Source organism: Streptomyces sp. A01 (assembly GCF_059026195.1).
In genome coordinates, this window is sequence record NZ_JBWLKN010000002.1 from 227,044 (window position 1) to 243,731 (window position 16,688).

At 71.4% G+C, this 16,688-nt stretch carries 11 protein-coding genes; 6 read left to right on the top strand and 5 right to left on the bottom strand.

The features are described from left to right. Positions 1–54 precede the first annotated feature (54 nt). Both AC5P1B_RS03350 and AC5P1B_RS03355 read left to right on the top strand, forming a co-directional pair. Positions 55–1,356: a LacI family DNA-binding transcriptional regulator gene (locus tag AC5P1B_RS03350; RefSeq protein ID WP_493884647.1), complete on the top strand. Its 1,302-nt coding sequence runs from the start codon at positions 55–57 to the stop codon at positions 1,354–1,356. 325 nt (positions 1,357–1,681) lie between these two features. Continuing rightward, a complete protein-coding gene (locus AC5P1B_RS03355; protein WP_493884648.1) occupies positions 1,682–2,539 on the top strand; it encodes a sugar phosphate isomerase/epimerase family protein in 858 nt (285 codons plus the stop codon). Here the strand turns inward: AC5P1B_RS03355 and AC5P1B_RS03360 are convergent. Next, complete coding sequence (locus AC5P1B_RS03360) at positions 2,505–3,596, bottom strand: EamA family transporter (protein WP_493884649.1); 1,092 nt, start codon at positions 3,594–3,596, stop codon at positions 2,505–2,507. The two genes, AC5P1B_RS03355 and AC5P1B_RS03360, sit on opposite strands and share 35 nt — an antisense overlap. A gap of 98 nt (positions 3,597–3,694) precedes the next feature. Between AC5P1B_RS03360 and AC5P1B_RS03365 the strand changes: the two genes are divergently transcribed. Continuing rightward, positions 3,695–4,603 (top strand): LysR family transcriptional regulator, encoded by a 909-nt coding sequence (locus AC5P1B_RS03365; protein WP_493884650.1) that lies wholly within the window; start codon positions 3,695–3,697, stop codon positions 4,601–4,603. Positions 4,604–5,224: 621 nt separating this feature from the next. Here the strand turns inward: AC5P1B_RS03365 and AC5P1B_RS03370 are convergent. After that, positions 5,225–6,649 (bottom strand): S28 family serine protease, encoded by a 1,425-nt coding sequence (locus AC5P1B_RS03370; RefSeq protein WP_493884651.1) that lies wholly within the window; start codon positions 6,647–6,649, stop codon positions 5,225–5,227. Positions 6,650–6,817: 168 nt separating this feature from the next. Between AC5P1B_RS03370 and AC5P1B_RS03375 the strand changes: the two genes are divergently transcribed. Next, positions 6,818–7,276 carry a hypothetical protein gene (locus AC5P1B_RS03375; RefSeq protein WP_493884652.1) on the top strand — a complete coding sequence of 153 codons (459 nt, stop codon included), beginning with the start codon at positions 6,818–6,820 and terminating at the stop codon, positions 7,274–7,276. 106 nt (positions 7,277–7,382) lie between these two features. Here the strand turns inward: AC5P1B_RS03375 and AC5P1B_RS03380 are convergent, their stop codons facing one another. After that, on the bottom strand, positions 7,383–11,552 hold the full coding sequence (locus AC5P1B_RS03380) for an ABC transporter ATP-binding protein (protein ID WP_493884653.1): 4,170 nt from the start codon (positions 11,550–11,552) through the stop codon (positions 7,383–7,385). 172 nt (positions 11,553–11,724) lie between these two features. On the opposite strand from AC5P1B_RS03380, the gene AC5P1B_RS03385 reads away from it, so the two are divergent. Beyond that, a complete protein-coding gene (locus tag AC5P1B_RS03385; RefSeq protein ID WP_493884654.1) occupies positions 11,725–12,087 on the top strand; it encodes a hypothetical protein in 363 nt (120 codons plus the stop codon). A 99-nt stretch (positions 12,088–12,186) separates the two neighbouring features. On the opposite strand, the gene AC5P1B_RS03390 is transcribed toward AC5P1B_RS03385, so the two are convergent. After that, complete coding sequence (locus AC5P1B_RS03390) at positions 12,187–12,522, bottom strand: helix-turn-helix domain-containing protein (RefSeq protein WP_493884655.1); 336 nt, start codon at positions 12,520–12,522, stop codon at positions 12,187–12,189. Positions 12,523–12,646: 124 nt separating this feature from the next. On the opposite strand from AC5P1B_RS03390, the gene map reads away from it, so the two are divergent. Further along, positions 12,647–13,414, top strand: a complete 768-nt coding sequence (gene map, locus AC5P1B_RS03395; protein WP_493884656.1) for a type I methionyl aminopeptidase — start codon at positions 12,647–12,649, stop codon at positions 13,412–13,414. 298 nt (positions 13,415–13,712) lie between these two features. Here map and AC5P1B_RS03400 read toward each other — a convergent pair whose 3' ends face one another. Continuing rightward, complete coding sequence (locus AC5P1B_RS03400) at positions 13,713–16,622, bottom strand: discoidin domain-containing protein (protein ID WP_493884657.1); 2,910 nt, start codon at positions 16,620–16,622, stop codon at positions 13,713–13,715. Positions 16,623–16,688 lie beyond the last annotated feature (66 nt).

Consider the following 16,688-nt stretch of genomic DNA (forward strand, 5'->3'; position numbering starts at 1 on the left):
ACGCACGGCGACACACCAGCAGCGGGACGAAGGACAGCGGATGGAGCGGCAGCCATGACGGTGACCCTGGCCGATGTAGCGGCACGCGCCCGCGTCTCAGCGGCCACTGTCTCGCGCGTACTGAGCGGGAACTATCCCGTAGCCGAGGCCACGCGGGCGCGCGTGCTGCGCGCGGTCCAAGAACTGGACTACGTGGTCAACGGCCCGGCCAGCGCGCTCGCCGCCGCCAACTCCGACCTCGTCGGCGTCCTCGTCAACGACATCGCCGACCCGTTCTTCGGCATCATGGCCGGGGCCATCCAGGCCGAGATGTGCGGCCCGGCCGCCGGTGGCGCCAAGGCCGGAAGCGGCAGCAGACCCGGTCTCGGACGTCCCGAAACGGGCCAGTCCGGCGCGGGCCGGGCCGGTGGGGGCCGGGCCGGTGGGGGCCGGGCCGGTGGGGGCCGGGCCGGTGGGGGAAGAGGCGGTCCTGTCGCGGGCAGCGGCGAGAAGCTGGCCGTGATCTGCAATACGAACGGTTCGCCCGAACGCGAACTGACCTACCTCACCCTCCTGCAACGGCAGCGCGCCGCCGCCGTCGTCCTCACCGGAGGCGCCGTGGAGGACCCCGAGCACGCCGCCCTGCTGGCCGCGAAGGTGACGCGGCTGGCCGCTGCGGGAACCCGCGTCGTGCTGTGCGGGCGCCCTCCGGTGCCCGACGCCCTCACCCTCGCCTTCGACAACCGGGGCGGGGCGCGGCGGCTGACCGAGTACCTGCTGACGCTGGGGCACCGCCGGATCGGCTATATCGCCGGACCGGCCGACCGCACCACCACCAGGCACCGGCTTGAGGGCCACCAGGCGGCCCTGGCCGCGCACGGGCTCGCCGAACCCCCCGCAGCCCCCGCAAGCCCCGCGGACCCGGCAGCAGCGGACCTGGCAGCCTCGGCCTCGCCGTCCGGCCGACGCGGGCCGCTCACCGTGCACGGGGCGTACGACCGCGCTTCCGGGTACGACGCGGCCTGCGAACTCCTCCGCCGCGAACCGCGCGTCACCGCACTGGTCGCCGCCAACGACACGGTCGCGCTGGGCGCCTGCGCCGCTCTGCGCGACCTGGGGCTGCGCGTTCCCCGCGATGTGTCTGTCACCGGATTCGACGACCTGCCGTTCAGCGCCGACGCGTCTCCGTCCCTCAGCACGGTGCGGCTGCCGCTGTACGAGGCGGGCGCGCGGGCGGGCAGGCTGGCGCTCGGCTGTGAGGAGCCGCCGCCGGGAGGCGTCGCCATGATCCGTGCGGAGTTGATGGTCCGCGAGTCGACCGCCCCGGCGTCGGCCGACGCGGAAGCCCGCCGGGCCGGCCACCACGACCGCCCCTGATCCGGCGCCCTGACCGACGCCCCCGTACGGGCACCTCAGTCCCGGACGCCTTGGACCAGACAGCCCACACGGACACCGCAGACGGCTCAGGCGGTTCCGGCGGCTGAGACAGCTCAGATCATTCGGACAACCGGAGTTTCGGACAACGGCCGTTCGGACAGCCACAACTGATCAGACACCGTCGACGACACGTCGCCGGTCGGACACTTTCGACCAGAAACGACAGTTTCGGTCGCCGTTGACCCGGGCATCGTCGCTCCCTAGCGTCCGCAGTGCCGACGGGTAGCTATCCGTCGCCTTACCGTCCGTCTTCTCTGGAGCCCGCATGAAGCTCGCCTTTTCGACCCTCGGCGTGCCCGGTCTGCCGATCCCTGATGTCGTCAGGCTCGCCGTCGAGCACGGCTATCAGGGCGTCGAACTACGCGCCCACCCCGAGGAACAGGTGCACAGCGGACTGGGCGCGACGGAACGCGCCGACGTGGCCGAGGAGTTTCGCGCGGCCAATGTGGAGGTCCTGGCGGTAGCGGGCTATGTGCGGGTCGCGGAGGCGGGCGAGGACGGCCCGGTCCTGGCCCAGCTGCGGGAACTCCTCGCGCTGGCACGCGACCTCGGCGCCCGCTACGTCCGGGTCTTTCCCGGCGGCGGTGAGCAGGACCCGGAAGAGGCCGACGCGGCTGCCGCCCGGCGGCTCGCCGCAGCCGCCCCGTACGCCTATGACCTCGGCGTCCGGGTGCTGCTTGAGACGCATGACTCGCACCGCACCGGGGCTGCCGCCAGCCGTGTGCTCGGCCTTGTCGGGCACCACAGCATCGGGGCCATCTGGGACGTACTGCACACCTGGCTGGGCGGCGAGGAACCGGTCGCTTCGCACGCGGCGCTCTCCCCCTACCTCGGGTACGTGCAGGTCAAGGATGTCGCTTCGGCGGAGGACACCACTCCGCTCCCGCTCGGCTCGGGCGTACTCCCGCTGGGCCAGTGCCTGACCACGCTGGTCCACGAGGGGTACGTGGACACCTCGCATGCGGAGCCCAGCGAGGGCTGGCTGTGCTGGGAGTACGAGAAGCGCTGGTACCCGGACGCCGCTGAGCTGCCGCAGCTGCTGGGGCCCGGCCGGGACCAGTTGCTGAGCCTGCTGGCCGCCGCGTCGGTCACCGGTCCGTCCGGTTCGTCACCGCGACCGTAGCCGCCGCCACGGATGGCGTAGCCCCCGGTTCCATCAGGCCACCCGGCCCCGACGCACCAGTCGCCCCGGTCGCGCCAGCCGCCCCGGTCACGCCGGCCGGCCCCGTCACGCCGCTCGGCTTCGTCATGTCCGTCCGCTTCGCCATGCCCCTCGGCCCGGACGTGACCGTCGGCTCGGCGGACGCCCCGGACCGAGAGCCCGAGCGGGCGCCCGAGAAGGTGGTCAGGGCGACGCCGCCGACCAGTAGTACGGCCGCGAGCCAGCGCAGCGGGCTCACGCCCTCGCCGAGCAGCAGCGCCGCCGAGGACATCCCGAAGACGGGCACCAGCAGGGAGAAGGGCGCGACAGCGGACGCGTCGTACGTACGGAGCAGGAAGCCCCAGGCGCCGAAGCCGAACAAAGTGGTGAACCACGCGACGTAGACGATCGTGCCGACGCCGCTCCAGTCGAGGGCACCCAGCGCGTCCAGGTCCGCCCGCGGTCCCTCGAACAGCAGCGAAAGGAGGAGGAGAGGCAGCACCGGCACCACGCTGACCCACACCATGAAGCGCAGCGCGTCGGGCGGCGCGGCCTTGCGGGTCAGGACATTGGAGACACCCCAGAAGGCCGCCGCCGCGATGAGCAGCACGAAACCGAGCACCGGGCCCGAGGTGCCCTCGTCGATCGCCGCGACCGCGATCCCGGCGAGTGCGACGGCCATGCCCACCACGCGGCCACGGCTCGGCCGCTCACCGAGCACGATGGCGGCGAACACGGCGGTGAACACCGCTTGGACCTGGAGAACCAGTGAGGACAGGCCGGCCGGTGCGCCCTGCCGCATGCCGATGAAGAGCAGCCCGAACTTGGCGACTCCCAGCACGAGACCCACCCCGATGATCCAGCGCCAGGCGACCTGCGGCCTCCCGACGAAGAAGACGGCGGGGAGCGCGGCGGCGGCGAAGCGCAGTGCGCAGAAGAGCAGCGGCGGGAAGTGGTCGAGACCGACCTCGATGACGACGAAGTTGATGCCCCAGACAGCGGTGACGCACACGGCAAGGGCGATATGAGCGGGACGCATGTGTTCGAGGATCACGCCAGTCGGCCATGTAGCACCAGCACGGATTACTTCATGATTGGATGAAGCAGCGCTACAACCATTCGCCTGTGGGGGGAAGCATGCTGGATCTGGCCCGGTTGCGTGCGCTGCACGCGGTATCCGTGCACGGCTCGGTCAGCGCGGCCGCCGTCGCCCTCGGCTACACCCCCTCGGCGGTATCGCAGCAGATAGCGAAGTTGGAGCGGGAGACCAAGACGGCGCTGCTCGAACGGCAGGGCCGGGGCATCGCCTTGACCGACGCCGCCCAGCAACTCGCTCGGACCGCTGAGCAGTTGCTGACCATCGTCGAACGCGCCGAGACCACCCTGGAGGAGCGGCGCGGGCAGCCCTCCGGGCGCCTGGCCGTAGGGGCCTTCGCGTCGGCTGCGCGCGGCCTGCTCCCCTCCGTGCTCGCCGAACTCATCGAGAAGCACGCCGCGCTGGACGTACGGCTGACCGAGGTCGATCCGCACTTGTCGCCCGATCTGGTGGCGCGCGGGGTGATCGATCTGGCGGTCACCCACGACTGGGACATCTCGCCACTGCCCGCGCCGGAAGGCGTGGAGCGGGCGGTGATCGGCGACGATCCGTCCGACATTCTCGTGCCGAGCGGCGGCCCACTCGCCTCGCGTACGGTGCTGCGCCGCTCGGAGCTCGCCGGACAGCGGTGGATCTGCCAGCCGCCCGGGTCCGTGTGCCACGACTGGCTGGTACGGACGCTGCGCGCGTCGGGCCACGAGCCGGAACTGGCGTACCAGGCCTCGGAGTACGACACCCAGCTCGCCCTGGTCGCCGCCGGTCTGGGCATCGCGCTCGTGCCGCGTCTCGGGCGCGGGCCCCTGCCCAAGGGCGTGACCGTGGTGCCCCTTGAGCCGACGCCGCTGCGGCGGCTGTACGCGCTGTGGCGGCCAGGTGCCGCCCGCCGCCCCGCCATCACCGAAGCCGTACGGGTCCTCCAGGACCACTGGCCCCGCCGCATGGCGGCCTGAGCCGGACGCGCCGCCGCCCCGGCGGCCTCCTGGCGACTGGCGGCCGACGCGCCCGCGCCGGCCTCCGGGGCGCCGAACCGGGCCCTGCGTGGCGAGCGACCACCTTCTCAATTCCCCGACCGGGCGCGCGTACAGGAACCTGTCGGACGCGCGGAACGTCCAATGGACAGACCGCTGGAGAGTCTCCGCAGAGCGGTGTCGGCCGCGCTGCTGGCTGCGTCGCCGACTACCCCTCTCCAACCGCCTGCGGCCAGCGGCGGACCGCCGCCGACGCGTCCCCCTCCGACAGCGTCGGCGGCGGCGCCCTTCCGCCCGCGCACCGCCGGATGGCCCACCCCCGCCCCACCGGCCGCGCACCGCGGGGCGCGTCCGCGGCGCCCCTGTACGTACCGTCGAACACGTATCGGACATACGCCGCATGACCAGGCGCCGCCCGCGCGCCTACGCGATCCTTCCCGCGACTCCCAGCCCGTCCCTCCCGGACGGCTGACGCCAAGGCCACGGCGCCCGGAAAGCCGGGCGGACACGCGAGAGGCGCCCGGTGGCCAACCGGGCGCCCCTCATCACGTCAACCAACCCGCATGGCTCATTCAGTGGGACGAGCCTGGGCGGATCACCGCACTACGGGCGCAGTATGTTCTCCCTCCGCACGTCGCGGCGGTCGAGCTGCTTGTCGAACGGAGCCAGCGGCTTCGCCGTCTCCTGGCCCGAGCTCACGGACTTCGGCTGAACGCCCGCCCAGTCCAGGACGCGCGCGGTCGCCTTGGCCTTCGTGTCAGCGGGCAGCTGCGCGATGTTCGCGCCGTGGTTGGCACCGGGGACCTTGTACACGTACGAGTCCTCGGCGCGCTTGCCCAGCCGGAACGGCTCGGCGGCCCACGGGTCGTTCCCACCGTTGACGAAGAGCATCTGCTCGGCGTTGTTCCGCACCCACCGGTCGATGTCAGGCATCGAGCGCGGGTCGAACCTCATGGGGATCTCCCGCGGCACCGCGTGCCGCGGCGCGTCGATGCCCGGGTACCGGAGGAGATCCTTCAGCTGCGAGTACTTGACCGTCGGCCAGCCCAGCTGGGTGCCCGCCTGGTAGTAGTACGGCGTGTACGCCTCCAGGCCCTGGTCGGTGGCGGAGTCGAAGCCGGAGATCTTGTCGACGTACTTGTACAGCACGTCGTCTGAGGCCGAGGCGGGGGGCACATCCGCGCAGTCCTTCGCCAGGCTGTACTGCCAGAACGCCCAGGCCAGGCTGATCACGGCGTTCTCGTACGCCTTGTCGGCGCTGCCCATCACCTTGAACGTCTTGCCCTCGGCGTCCGCCCACTTCTGGTAGCGGTCGACGAGCTTGCCGCGCCGCTCCAGCGCCGCGCGCTGCACGGCGGTCAGCTTGGCGCGGCACTCCTTGTCGCCGACCTTCGCGAAGAAGGCGTCGTACGCGGAGTCCTCCTTGTTCACGACATCGTTGGGCGCGACGTACGCGACGGTGCCGTCCATGTCGTTCGGGTAGAAGCGGCGGAAGTACGTCGCCGTCATGCCGCCCTTGCTGCCGCCGGTGGACAGCCAGTTCTTGCCGTAGATCGGCTTCAGCGCCTTGAAGAGGCGGTGCTGGTCGCTGGCGGCCTGCCAGATGTCGAGCTTCTTCCAGTCGGCGGGCTGCGGCCGCGACGGGGTGAAGAAGCGGTACTCCATGGACAGCTGGTTGCCGTCGACGATCTGGGTCGGCTCACTGCGGCGTGGCGTCGTGTTGACGTTGTAGCCGGAGGTGAAGAAGACCGTCGGGCGGTCCACGGACTTGTGCAGCAGGGTGATCCGCTGCTTGAAGGTTCCCTTTGACGGGTGCCGGTGGTCAATCGGCTGGGTGTAGTTGAGCACCAGGAATCGGTAGCCGTCGTACGGCTTCTCTTCGACGAAACTCATCCCCGGTATCGCGAGGACGCGTTCCTTGATGTCGTCCGGCGACGCGGCGGTGGCCGATCCTGCGGAAACGCCGCCCACACCTATGGTGCCGATGAGCACCACAAGCGCGAGCAGCCATCTGAGCGACTTGTGCATTCGCCCTCCCCTGGAGTCCATGATGGTCGCCGTGAACCTATAGGGGCACGTGCAGAGGCCGCTAGCCCCAGTTCAGGCTGGGGTCGGGGACCGTAGGCCGCAAGCCGAATCCCGTTACGCTACGTCGACCCCCTCCCCTCTCCGCGTGAGATGACCCATGCTGTCGGCATGGACCGAGAGGAACGCCGGGGACCAGACAGCCCCGAGCCGAGTGAACGGGCCGAGCGACTGCGCCGGTATTTGAGCGAGCTCGCGGAACGCGTCGATCCGCGCTCCCTCGAACTGCTGATGCGGCTGCTTCGCGAGCTCAGCGTCTCACCGGCCGCGCGAGGCGGCACGTACGAACTGGGCATGGGGCCGGAGGAGCGGGAGCTGTTCACCCCCGCTCTCCAGGCCGAGCTGCTCGTGCTGTTCGGATTGCTCACCTCGCAGGACGAGCGGGTCGTCGTCGATCTGGGGGACAGTCCGCACGCCAAGGGCATGAAGGTGCTCGTGCCTCATGAGCGGGCGCACGACCCCGAGTTCCTCCAGCGGCACAAGCAGCGCGTCGCCGCCGAGGCCGCCGAACGCGAGGCCGACCGCCGCGAGGTGGAGGCCATCGCACGGGCGAGCGGCATGGAGCCGTGACACGTCACCGTGACCTGACGCGTCACCGTGACGTGACCGTGGTCCCGACGGTCACCGTCACCGTGACCATCAAGACCACGGTGTGACGGCGTCTCCCGTCGACCGGTCACGCCACGGCGGCGGTCTCCCCCGAGAAGGCGCGCCACAACCGGGCGTAGCGGCCGTCGGCGGCCAGCAACTCGTCATGTGTGCCGTCTTCGACGACCCGCCCGTGGTCGAGGACCACCACCCGGTCCGCGCGGGCGGCCGTCGTCAGCCGGTGGGCGACAACGAGGGTGGTGCGCTTCCCGGCCAGCCGGTCGGTGGCCTGGTTGACCAGGGCCTCGGTGGCAAGGTCAAGGGCGGCGGTCGCCTCATCGAGCAGCAGTAGGTCCGGGTCGACGAGCTCGGCGCGGGCCAGGGCGATCAACTGCCGTTGACCAGCGGAGAGGTTGCGCCCGCGCTCGATGACCTCGTGCAGATATCCGCCACTGAGTGAGGCGATCATGTCGTGCGCGCCGACCGCCCGCGCCGCCGCCTCCACCTCCGCGTCGGTGGCCTCAGGACGCCCGTACGCGATGGCATCCCTGACCGTGCCCTGGAACAGGTAGGGCTCCTGCGGGACGACGCCGAGCCGGTGCCGGTACCCGGCGAGGTCCAGTTCCCGCAGGTCCACGCCGTCCACCGTGACCCGGCCCGCCGACGGATCGTAGAAGCGGGCGACGAGCTTCACGAGCGTCGACTTGCCCGCGCCGGTCTCGCCGACGAACGCGACGGTCTGTCCGGCCGGAATCCGCAACTCGATCCCGGACAGCGCCTCCTCGGGCTCGTCCGCAGGGCCGTAGTGGAAGTGCACATCCTCGAACGCGATGTCGCCGCGCACCTCGTGTACCTCGCGCGGGGCTTCGGCGACCGGTGTCGACGTCGGCTCGCGCAGCAGCTCCTGGATGCGGCGCAGCGAGACCGTGGCCTGCTGGTAGCCGTCGAAGACCTGCGAGAGCTGCTGTACGGGGGCGAAGAACAGGTCGATGTAGAGCAGGTAGGCGACGAGCGCGCCCGCCGTGAGCGTGCCGTCGCTGACCCGCCCCGCGCCGACGATCAGCACGAGGGCGGCGGCCACGGACGACAGGAGCTGCACGAACGGGAAGTAGACCGAGATCAGCCACTGGCCGCGCACCCGGGCCTGCCGGTAGCCGTCACTGCGCTCGGTGAACCGCTGCTGGCCGCTGGGCTCGCGCCGGAACGCCTGCACGATGCGCAGACCGGCGACGTTCTCCTGGAGGTCGGCGTTGACTCCGCTGACCCGCTCACGGGCCAGCTCGTACGCCTTGACGCTCTTCCGCCGGAAGAAGAACGTGCCGATGATCAGCAGCGGCAGCGTCGCGAAGACCACGAGGGCGAGCTCGATGTCGATCACGAGGAGCGCGACGAGGATGCCGAAGAACGTCAGCAGGCTGACCAGCGCGGTCACCAGACCGGTCTGCAGGAACGTGGACAACGCGTCCACATCCGTGGTCATCCGGGTCATGACCTTGCCGGTCAGCTCGCGCTCGTAGTAGTCGAGTCCGAGCCGCTGGAGCTGTGCGAAGATCTTGACGCGGAGGGAGTAGAGCACGCGTTCGCCGGTCCGGCCGGTCAGCCGGGTCTCGCCGATCTGTGCCGCCCACTGGCCGAGCACCACGAGCAGCGCCAGGCCCGAGGCGATCCACACGGCGCTGAGCGCCGCCTCCTGAACACCCTCATCGATGCCGTGCCTGATCAGGACCGGCAGCGACAGTCCGGCGAGCGCGTCGAGCGAGACGAGCAGCAGGCTCAGGGCGAGCGGCTTGCCGAAGCCACGCAGCAGCTGCCGGAGCCCGTACGACGACTCGGGGCGCGTGGCCTGGTCCTCGTCGATGTCGGGCGTATCGGTCGCGGGCGGCAGCGCCGCGACCTTCGCGAGCAGCTCGGGGGTGGCGGGCATCCCCGTGACCCCGCTCGCGGGGGTGGGCGGTGCGGTGGGCGCGGGCTCGCCGGAGGCGGTCTTCGCCGCAGGACCGGCCTCGGCTCCGCCCGGGTCGTTGTCGGTGGCACGGACCCACAGCTCAGGTGTGACGCCCGCCGGGCGACGCGCGTCGGCGGCGTCGCCTTGCCCCTTGCGCTCACCCTTGCCGGGCATACCGCTGCCCGGTATGCCGTCGCCGGGTACGCCGTCGGGCACGCGGGCGCCGGGGATGGCCAGGCCCGTCGCGGCGGACTCGCCGCCCAACGACGCGGCGAGCGAGCGCGCTCCTGGGGCCCGCCCGCTGGCCGGTCCGGCTCCCGCGCGAGAACCGGAACCGGGATGGGAACCGGGATCGGAACCGGCGTCCGCGCTGCCGTCCCGACCCGTGACGGGCACGTCCCCGCTCCCGTCGGCGTTATCGCTGTTCTCGCTGTTCTCGCTGTTCTCGCTTCTGTACGAGAGACCCGCCTCGTCACGCGGGACGTCACCCAGCTCGTCGGGGTCGGTCAGCAGCCGGCGGTAGAGCGGGCACCGCTCGGTCAGCTCGTCGTGCGTGCCGACGTCGGCGAGCCGGCCGCCGTCGAGAACGGCGATCCGGTCGGCGAGGGCGAGGGTGGACTGACGGTGGGCGATCAGCAGCGTCGTACGCCCCGCCATCACCCCGCGCAGCGCCTCGTGGATCTCGTGCTCGACACGCGCGTCCACAGCCGACGTGGCGTCATCGAGAAGCAGCAGCCGCGGATCGGTCAGGATGGCCCGAGCCAGCGCTACGCGCTGCCGCTGACCACCCGAAAGGCTCAGGCCCTGCTCGCCGACCTCGGTGTCGTAGCCCTCCGGCAGGTCCGATATGAAGCCGTCGGCCTGCGCGGCACGCGCGGCTGTGCGTATCTGTTCATCGGTAGCGTCCGGCAGGCCGTACGCGATGTTCTCGCGGACACTGGCGGAGAAGAGGAAGCTGTTCTCAGGGACCAGACCGATGGCGGCCCGCAGCGAAGCGAAGGTCAGCTCGCGCACATCGTGGCCGCCGACCGTGACCGCACCGCCCGTGACATCGTAGAAGCGCGGCAGCAGCAGCGAGAGTGTGGACTTGCCGCTGCCGGAGGCGCCGACGACCGCCAGCGTCTCGCCAGGTTCGATACGCAGCGACACATCGTCCAGGACGGGGCGCAGCCGTGCGCCGCCGTGCTGGTCCGCACCCGCGCCCTTCTGCCCTTCACCCTTGCCGTCGTCCTCATCCGCCGCGGCGGCGTAGCCGAAGGTGACGTGGTCGAACTCGACCGTCGCGGGCGCGTCGTCCGGGAGCTGATGCGCGTCGGGACGCTCGGCTATCGCCGGGTCGGTGTCGATCAGCTCGAAGACGCGCTCGACACCCGCGCGGGCCTGCTGCCCCACGGTCAGCATCATGGTGAGCATCCGGACGGGGCCGACGAGCTGCGCAAGATACGTGGAAAAAGCGACGAAGGTACCGAGGGTGACCTGGCCACGGGTCGCCATCCAGCCGCCGAGGGCGAGCATCGCGACCTGGCCGAGCGCGGGAACCGCCTGGAGGGCGGGGGTGTAGCGGGAGTTGAGGCGCACGGTCCGCAGTCGGCCGGCGAACAGGCGGCGGCTGACCGCGCGCAGCTTGCCGGTCTCCTGCTCCTCCTGCCCGAAGCCCTTGACCACCCGCACGCCGGTGACGGCGCCCTCCACGACGCCCGCGACGGCCGCGGCCTGCCCCTGGGCGTACCAGGTGGCGGGGAAGAGCCGGTCACGACTGCGGGAAGCGATGAACCACAGCGCGGGGGCGACGGCCAGAGCCACCACCGTGAGCAGGGGTGAGAGCACGGCCATCACGATGAGCGAGATGATGAACAGCAGCACGTTCCCGATCATCATCGGGACCATGAACAGCAGGCTCTGCACCAGTTGAAGATCGCTGGTGCCCCTGCCGACGACCTGTCCGGTGCTCAGCTCGTCCTGCCGCTTGCCGTCGAGGCGGGATATCGACTGGAACATCTCGGTGCGCAGGTCGTGCTGGACGTCGAGGGCGAGTCGTCCACCGTAGAAGCGCCGTACGTACGTGAGCCCGTAGACGACGACGGCGGCCACGATCAGCAGCGTGGCCCACGGCGCGAGCGGCCGCTCCTGATCCACGATCACGTCGTCGATGATGAGCTTCGGGACGAGCGGGACGAGGGCCGTCACGGCCATGCCCCCGAGCGACGCCCCGAGAGCGAGCAGCACGTTGCGCCGGTACCGCCAGCAGTAACGGGTCAGTCTGCGCGCCCAGCCCTCATTCACTGCGCTGGTCGTCGCGGCTGTCGCTGTCACTCCCGGCCTCCCCGCCTGATGGTCATTACCGGAAGGCTGGAACGCTCTGGCGTGCGGATTTCATTCCGCTGTGACAATCCGACGAGCGAGGAACCGCCGAAGGTCGCAGGAACCTCGGGCCGCGGACCTAGGTCCGGTTGACGCCCGGTGGCGCTGAGGCCGTCTCGGGCCGATGCGGGTGGTCCGGTCGCCCTTCACGATCCGGCTGGCCCGCCAGTCGCCGGACGAGCCGGACCAGCGCCGCGCGTTCCGCCTCGGGGCCGGGCGCGCCGAAACCCCGGCCCCAGCCGCCACCCCCGCGCACGCGCCGGGGCCGCCGCCCAAGCACCACATGGCGCTCATGATCTGGCTGTCGGTCTTTCCCACCCTCACCGTGCTGGAACTGCTCTTCCACCGGTGGCTGTGCCACCTCCCGCTCGTCCTGCGGACGCTGATCCTCAGCGCTCTTGTGGTGCTCACGGTGGTGTACGCGCTCATGCCCAGGCTCCAGCGCGTGCGCGCACGCCTGATGGGGCGCCGCCGCGCCCCGGCGTAGGCGGCTCGGCAGGCGGCTCAGCGTAGGCGCCCCGGCGCAGGCAGCTCGGCACGGCGACGCGCGGGACGGCGACCGCCCCATGACCGTGGGGACCGGCGATCAGGCCGCCACGCCAGCCCCCGCGTGCAGCACCCCGCCCGCGGCACCGACGCCGCCTGCGCTGCCCGTGCCGCCGGATTCCTCCGGCAGCGTCACCGCGGCGCAGACCGCGGCCACGTCGTCCAGGCGGAGGCCGAGCGCGACGGCCAGCGCGGCGACGGTGAAGAAGGCAGGAGTCGGGGCCCTGCCGGTTTCGATTTTGCGAAGGGTCTCGGCCGAGATTCCGGCCCGGCCGGCGATGTCGGCCATGCTGCGCTCGCCGCGAGCCTGCCGCAGCAGGGCTCCGAGATGACGGCCGCGTTCGCGTTCCAGCGGAGTGAGAGGGGTACGCACCATGCTCGTGATACTAATACCGGTATAGTAATGACGGTATAAGAATTGCTACGACACTCACGCCGCCCATGCCCTCACCGGCTGGGCAGGCGTCGTGCGCGTCAACGGCAAGGAAGGCTGTGGGCAGATGGTGGAAATCAAGACGGACAGCTCGCTGGATGCCATGCGCGAGGCGGGCCGCGTCGTCGCGCACGCGCTCGCCGCCGTGGAGAAGGCGGCCGCGGTCGGCATATCGCTGCTTGAGCTGGACGAGGTGGCACGGGAGGTGCTGCGCGAGGCGGGGGCCGAGTCGCCCTTCTTGAACTATCAACCGCACTTCGCGAGTACGCCGTTTCCCGCCGTGATCTGCGCTTCCGTCAATGACGCGATCGTGCACGGCATTCCCAACGGCTACCGGCTGCGCGACGGCGACCTGGTCAGCATTGACTGCGGGGCGCTGGTCGACGGCTGGGCCGGGGACGCGGCCACCACCTTCACCGTCGGCACGCCGCGCCCCGCCGACCTGAAACTGATCGAGACGTCGCGGCGCGCGCTGGAGGCGGGCATCGCCGCGGCCGTGCCCGGGGCGCGGATGGGCGACATCGGGCACGCCATCGGGAGCGTCGGCCGAGCCGCGGGCTACGGCATCCCCGACGGCTTCGGCGGCCATGGGATCGGGCGGCGGATGCACGAGGACCCGCCGGTCCCGAACGAGGGCCGTCCTGGCCGGGGCTTCCGACTGCGGCACGGCCTTGTGCTGGCGCTTGAACCGATGTTCCTCGCGGGCGGCTCGGACGCGTACACGCTCTGCCCGGACGGCTGGACACTGCGGACGGTGGACGGGAGCCGGGCCACCCACAGCGAGCACACGGTGGCCATCACCGACGACGGGCCGCGCGTACTGACCGCCCTCTGACCGAACCGGCACGCGTACGCGCACCCGCGTGCCGACACCGGAACCGGAACCGGAGCCAAGCCCCTGACCCGCCCTCGCCTCCGGCCTCACTCGGGGCGAGCCCTGCCATCCCTGCCGAGCGGGCCCGTACCAGCGCGTCTACCGCGTGGTACGGGCCCGCTCAGGACTCGCATGGGAAGGGACCGATTCGGCTCAGCCCCCGCCGACCGCCAACTGTCGACCGCCAGGCACGCAGGCAGCCCGCCAGCCAGGCAGTCGGTCAGGCAGTCAGCCGGGCCCGACCGGGCCTGGCCGTTGCTCAACGGCGGCCACGCTTCTCCCCCTCCGCGGCCGTCACTGTCAGCTCCGAGATCCCGGCGCGCTTCTCCTTGCCGGGCTTCTCGGTCTCCTTGGCGTCCGTGCGCAGCGATACCCGCACGTAGCGGGCGGTCCGCGACGCCTTGTCCGACTCGTCGCCGGAGCCGTTGGAGCTGCCGGAGCCGCCGGTCGCGGACGATCCGTCGGCGCGCCAGGTCCGCCAGTGCCTCCCGTCGAGGGAGGTCCGCACGGTGTACGCGGTGGGCTTGACGTCGGTCCAAGTGGGGGTGATGCGGGCGACGCGCTCGGGCTTGCCGAGGTCCGCGGTGAGCGTTCCCGAGGTGCTGTCGGGCACCCACGAGGTCGCGGCGCTGCCGTCGAGGGCGGCACCGGCGATCATGCCCGGCTCCTCCGAACTCGCGCGCGCCGACTCGCACCTGGCCAGGTTGCTGGTGGCTGCCAGGTCCGGGCGGCGGGTCTTCAGAACGGCGGGCGCCGACTCGCTGACGAGGTGCCTGCCCTGCGGCGTGTCGATCTCGAACGGCTTGCCGCCGGTCAGCCGGACGGTCGTGTGGTGCGCGCCGATCGCGACGTCGTACGTCCTGCCCTGCCAGCGCAGGCCGCGCAGGGTGACGCCGTCCTTGAGCTGCGGAGGCAGCATCGGGTCGAGCCGTACCCGGTCCTCCTCCATCCGCATCCCGGTCAGGCCGTGGGTGAAGACCTGGAGGAAGCCGCCCTTCCCGGTGAGGAAGTCCTGGGCGGGCGAACCCGAGAGGGGGTCCGCCGCCCCCGCCTTGTCCCCGCGCGCCTCGGAGAACTGCGCGAACGGTCCGCGCATGAACGGCTTGCTGGCGCGCTGGAGATACGTGTACGCCGAGCAGCCCGGTTCCCCGGTCTGCGCCGCGGCGATCGCGTGCACGGAGTCCGTCATGGCGGGGCCGTCGGGGTCGGTCCTGGCGGCGTAGTAGTCAAGGGTGTTGGTGGCCGCCTGCTTCGACATGGGCCATTCCAGGGGGTACATCAGCAGCACGGTGTCCGCCTGCTTGATCATTGATCCCTTGTACCCGTCGTACTGCTGGAAGACCTGCTTCTCCTTGTCGAACGGGATGCGCAGCCGGTCGGCGATCCGCTTCCACCCGGCGGGCGCCGACTCGCCGAGGACGGCGGCCGCGCGTGCGGCGTGTCGCAGCGTGGTGGCGGCGCCCGCGTTGGTGAACACGCCGTCGTTGACGCCGTTGCTGTACTCGTCGGGTCCGGCCACGTTCTTCACCGAGTAGCTGCCGTCGGCGTTACGGCTGGCGCGCCCGGCCCAGAACTCGGCGATCCCCTTGAGCAGCGGCCAGCCGCGTTCGCGCAGCCAGGTCTTGTCGCCGGTGGCCTGGTAGTACTGCCAGACGGCCAGCGCGATGTCGCTCTGGAGGTGGTTCTGCGTCTTGCAGTGCGGCGGGTCCCAGCTGTGGCACTCCTTCCACAGGTCGCCCTTGGAGCCGCTGGTCCAGGAGTAGAAGAGGCCGGGGTAGCCGAGGCGCCGCGCGTTGGAACGGGCGCCCGCCCGGGTCTTGTAGCGGTACTCCACGACGGACTTGGCGAGTTCGGGGTGCGTGGCGAGCAGCCCCGGGTACATCCAGGTCTCGGCGTCCCAGAAGATGAGGCCCGCGTAGTTGTCGCTGGTCAAGCCGGTCGGGGCGATGCTGTTGCGGGAGCCTTCGCGCGTGTTGGAGAGCAGCCCGTACTGGGCGGAGCGCACCCAGGTCCGGAGTTCCGGCTGCCCGTCCACGTCGATGCCGGTGCGCCACAGCTTGTCCCAGGCGGCGGTGTGCCCGGCCAGTGTGGTGTGCCAGCCGCGCTGGGCGGCCTGCCGGGAGGCGGTGATCGCGTCGGCGCGCGGTGAGCGGGAGGTGAGGGCGGTGTCGACGCCCACGTACTTGGTGAACTCGTACGCCCGGCCGCGCTGCGCGGGGAAGGACAGGGCCTGGCGGGCGCTCAGCCCGCGTTCCGTGCCCGCTCCTGCGCGGCGCGTGTCCGCGGCGCGCACGCCGTCACCCGCGCGCAGTGTGGATGCGAGCGCGCCCTTGGTCTTCGTACCGTCCGTACGGAACGACACCGCGACCGTCCGCCCGCTGGTGGGGGAACCTTCCCGCTGATCGTGTGCGGCACCGTCCTTGTCGGCGGCACCGTCCTTGTCGGCGGTCATCCGGCGTGCGCCACGGCCGTCGAGGAGGTCGGTGACGGTCGCGCGGCCGCTCCAGTGTGGGGTGACGCGCAGCCGTACGGCGCCGACGTGGGCGTGCGCCCGGTCGGCGATGACGTCGTAGACGAGGTCGGTGGCGCGGCCGTCGGACGCGGTCCAGGTGAGGGACGTACGCACCAGGCCGCAGCGGAGGAAGACGGTCTGCCGGTAGTCCGAGACGCGCCCGGCGGGCGTGCGGGAGTCGAAGGTTTCGGCGTTGTCGCCGCCGGTGCTGACGTTCAGCCCCGTCCAGGTCGGCAGTGCGGCAGCTGCCTGGAGGTTCTTCGCCGTCTTGCGGTTGTGGGCGTAGAGGCCGGAGACGAAGGCCCCGTCGTAGCGCGGCGTGTACAGCGGCCAGCCCGTCTTGTCCTTGGTCGCGGCGTAGCCCGTGCCGTTCGGCGGTATGCGCTGGCCGAGGTATCCGTTGCCGACGTAGGCGTGGTGGCTGTCCTCGGGGTCGATCCGGGTGGAGCTGAGTGCCCAGCCATCGCGCTGGTCGCGCCCGCAGGAGGCGGCGGTGGGCGGGGTTTCGGGGGCGTGGGCATCACGGCCGTCGCGGGAGTCGGCGGCTACGGGCGGCACGACGGCGACGAGGGTGCCCGCGAGAAGCGGCACGATCAGCCGCGCCGAGCGGACGCCGAAGGGTGGGCGGGCAGCCCGGGACAAGCGGGAGTACGTCATCGTTCTCCGTCGCATGGTGCCAGTGGGGGACGTGAGACAGCTGCGACCATAAATACTTGAACGCGC

Coding starts and splice junctions, on each gene's coding strand:
- AC5P1B_RS03350 (WP_493884647.1), top strand. CDS start 55: ATGACGGTGACCCTGGCCGATGTAGCGGCACGCGCCCGCGTCTCAGCG.
- AC5P1B_RS03355 (WP_493884648.1), top strand. CDS start 1,682: ATGAAGCTCGCCTTTTCGACCCTCGGCGTGCCCGGTCTGCCGATCCCT.
- AC5P1B_RS03360 (WP_493884649.1), bottom strand. CDS start 3,596: ATGCGTCCCGCTCATATCGCCCTTGCCGTGTGCGTCACCGCTGTCTGG.
- AC5P1B_RS03365 (WP_493884650.1), top strand. CDS start 3,695: ATGCTGGATCTGGCCCGGTTGCGTGCGCTGCACGCGGTATCCGTGCAC.
- AC5P1B_RS03370 (WP_493884651.1), bottom strand. CDS start 6,649: ATGCACAAGTCGCTCAGATGGCTGCTCGCGCTTGTGGTGCTCATCGGC.
- AC5P1B_RS03375 (WP_493884652.1), top strand. CDS start 6,818: ATGGACCGAGAGGAACGCCGGGGACCAGACAGCCCCGAGCCGAGTGAA.
- AC5P1B_RS03385 (WP_493884654.1), top strand. CDS start 11,725: ATGCGGGTGGTCCGGTCGCCCTTCACGATCCGGCTGGCCCGCCAGTCG.
- AC5P1B_RS03390 (WP_493884655.1), bottom strand. CDS start 12,522: ATGGTGCGTACCCCTCTCACTCCGCTGGAACGCGAACGCGGCCGTCAT.
- map (WP_493884656.1), top strand. CDS start 12,647: ATGGTGGAAATCAAGACGGACAGCTCGCTGGATGCCATGCGCGAGGCG.
- AC5P1B_RS03400 (WP_493884657.1), bottom strand. CDS start 16,622: ATGACGTACTCCCGCTTGTCCCGGGCTGCCCGCCCACCCTTCGGCGTC.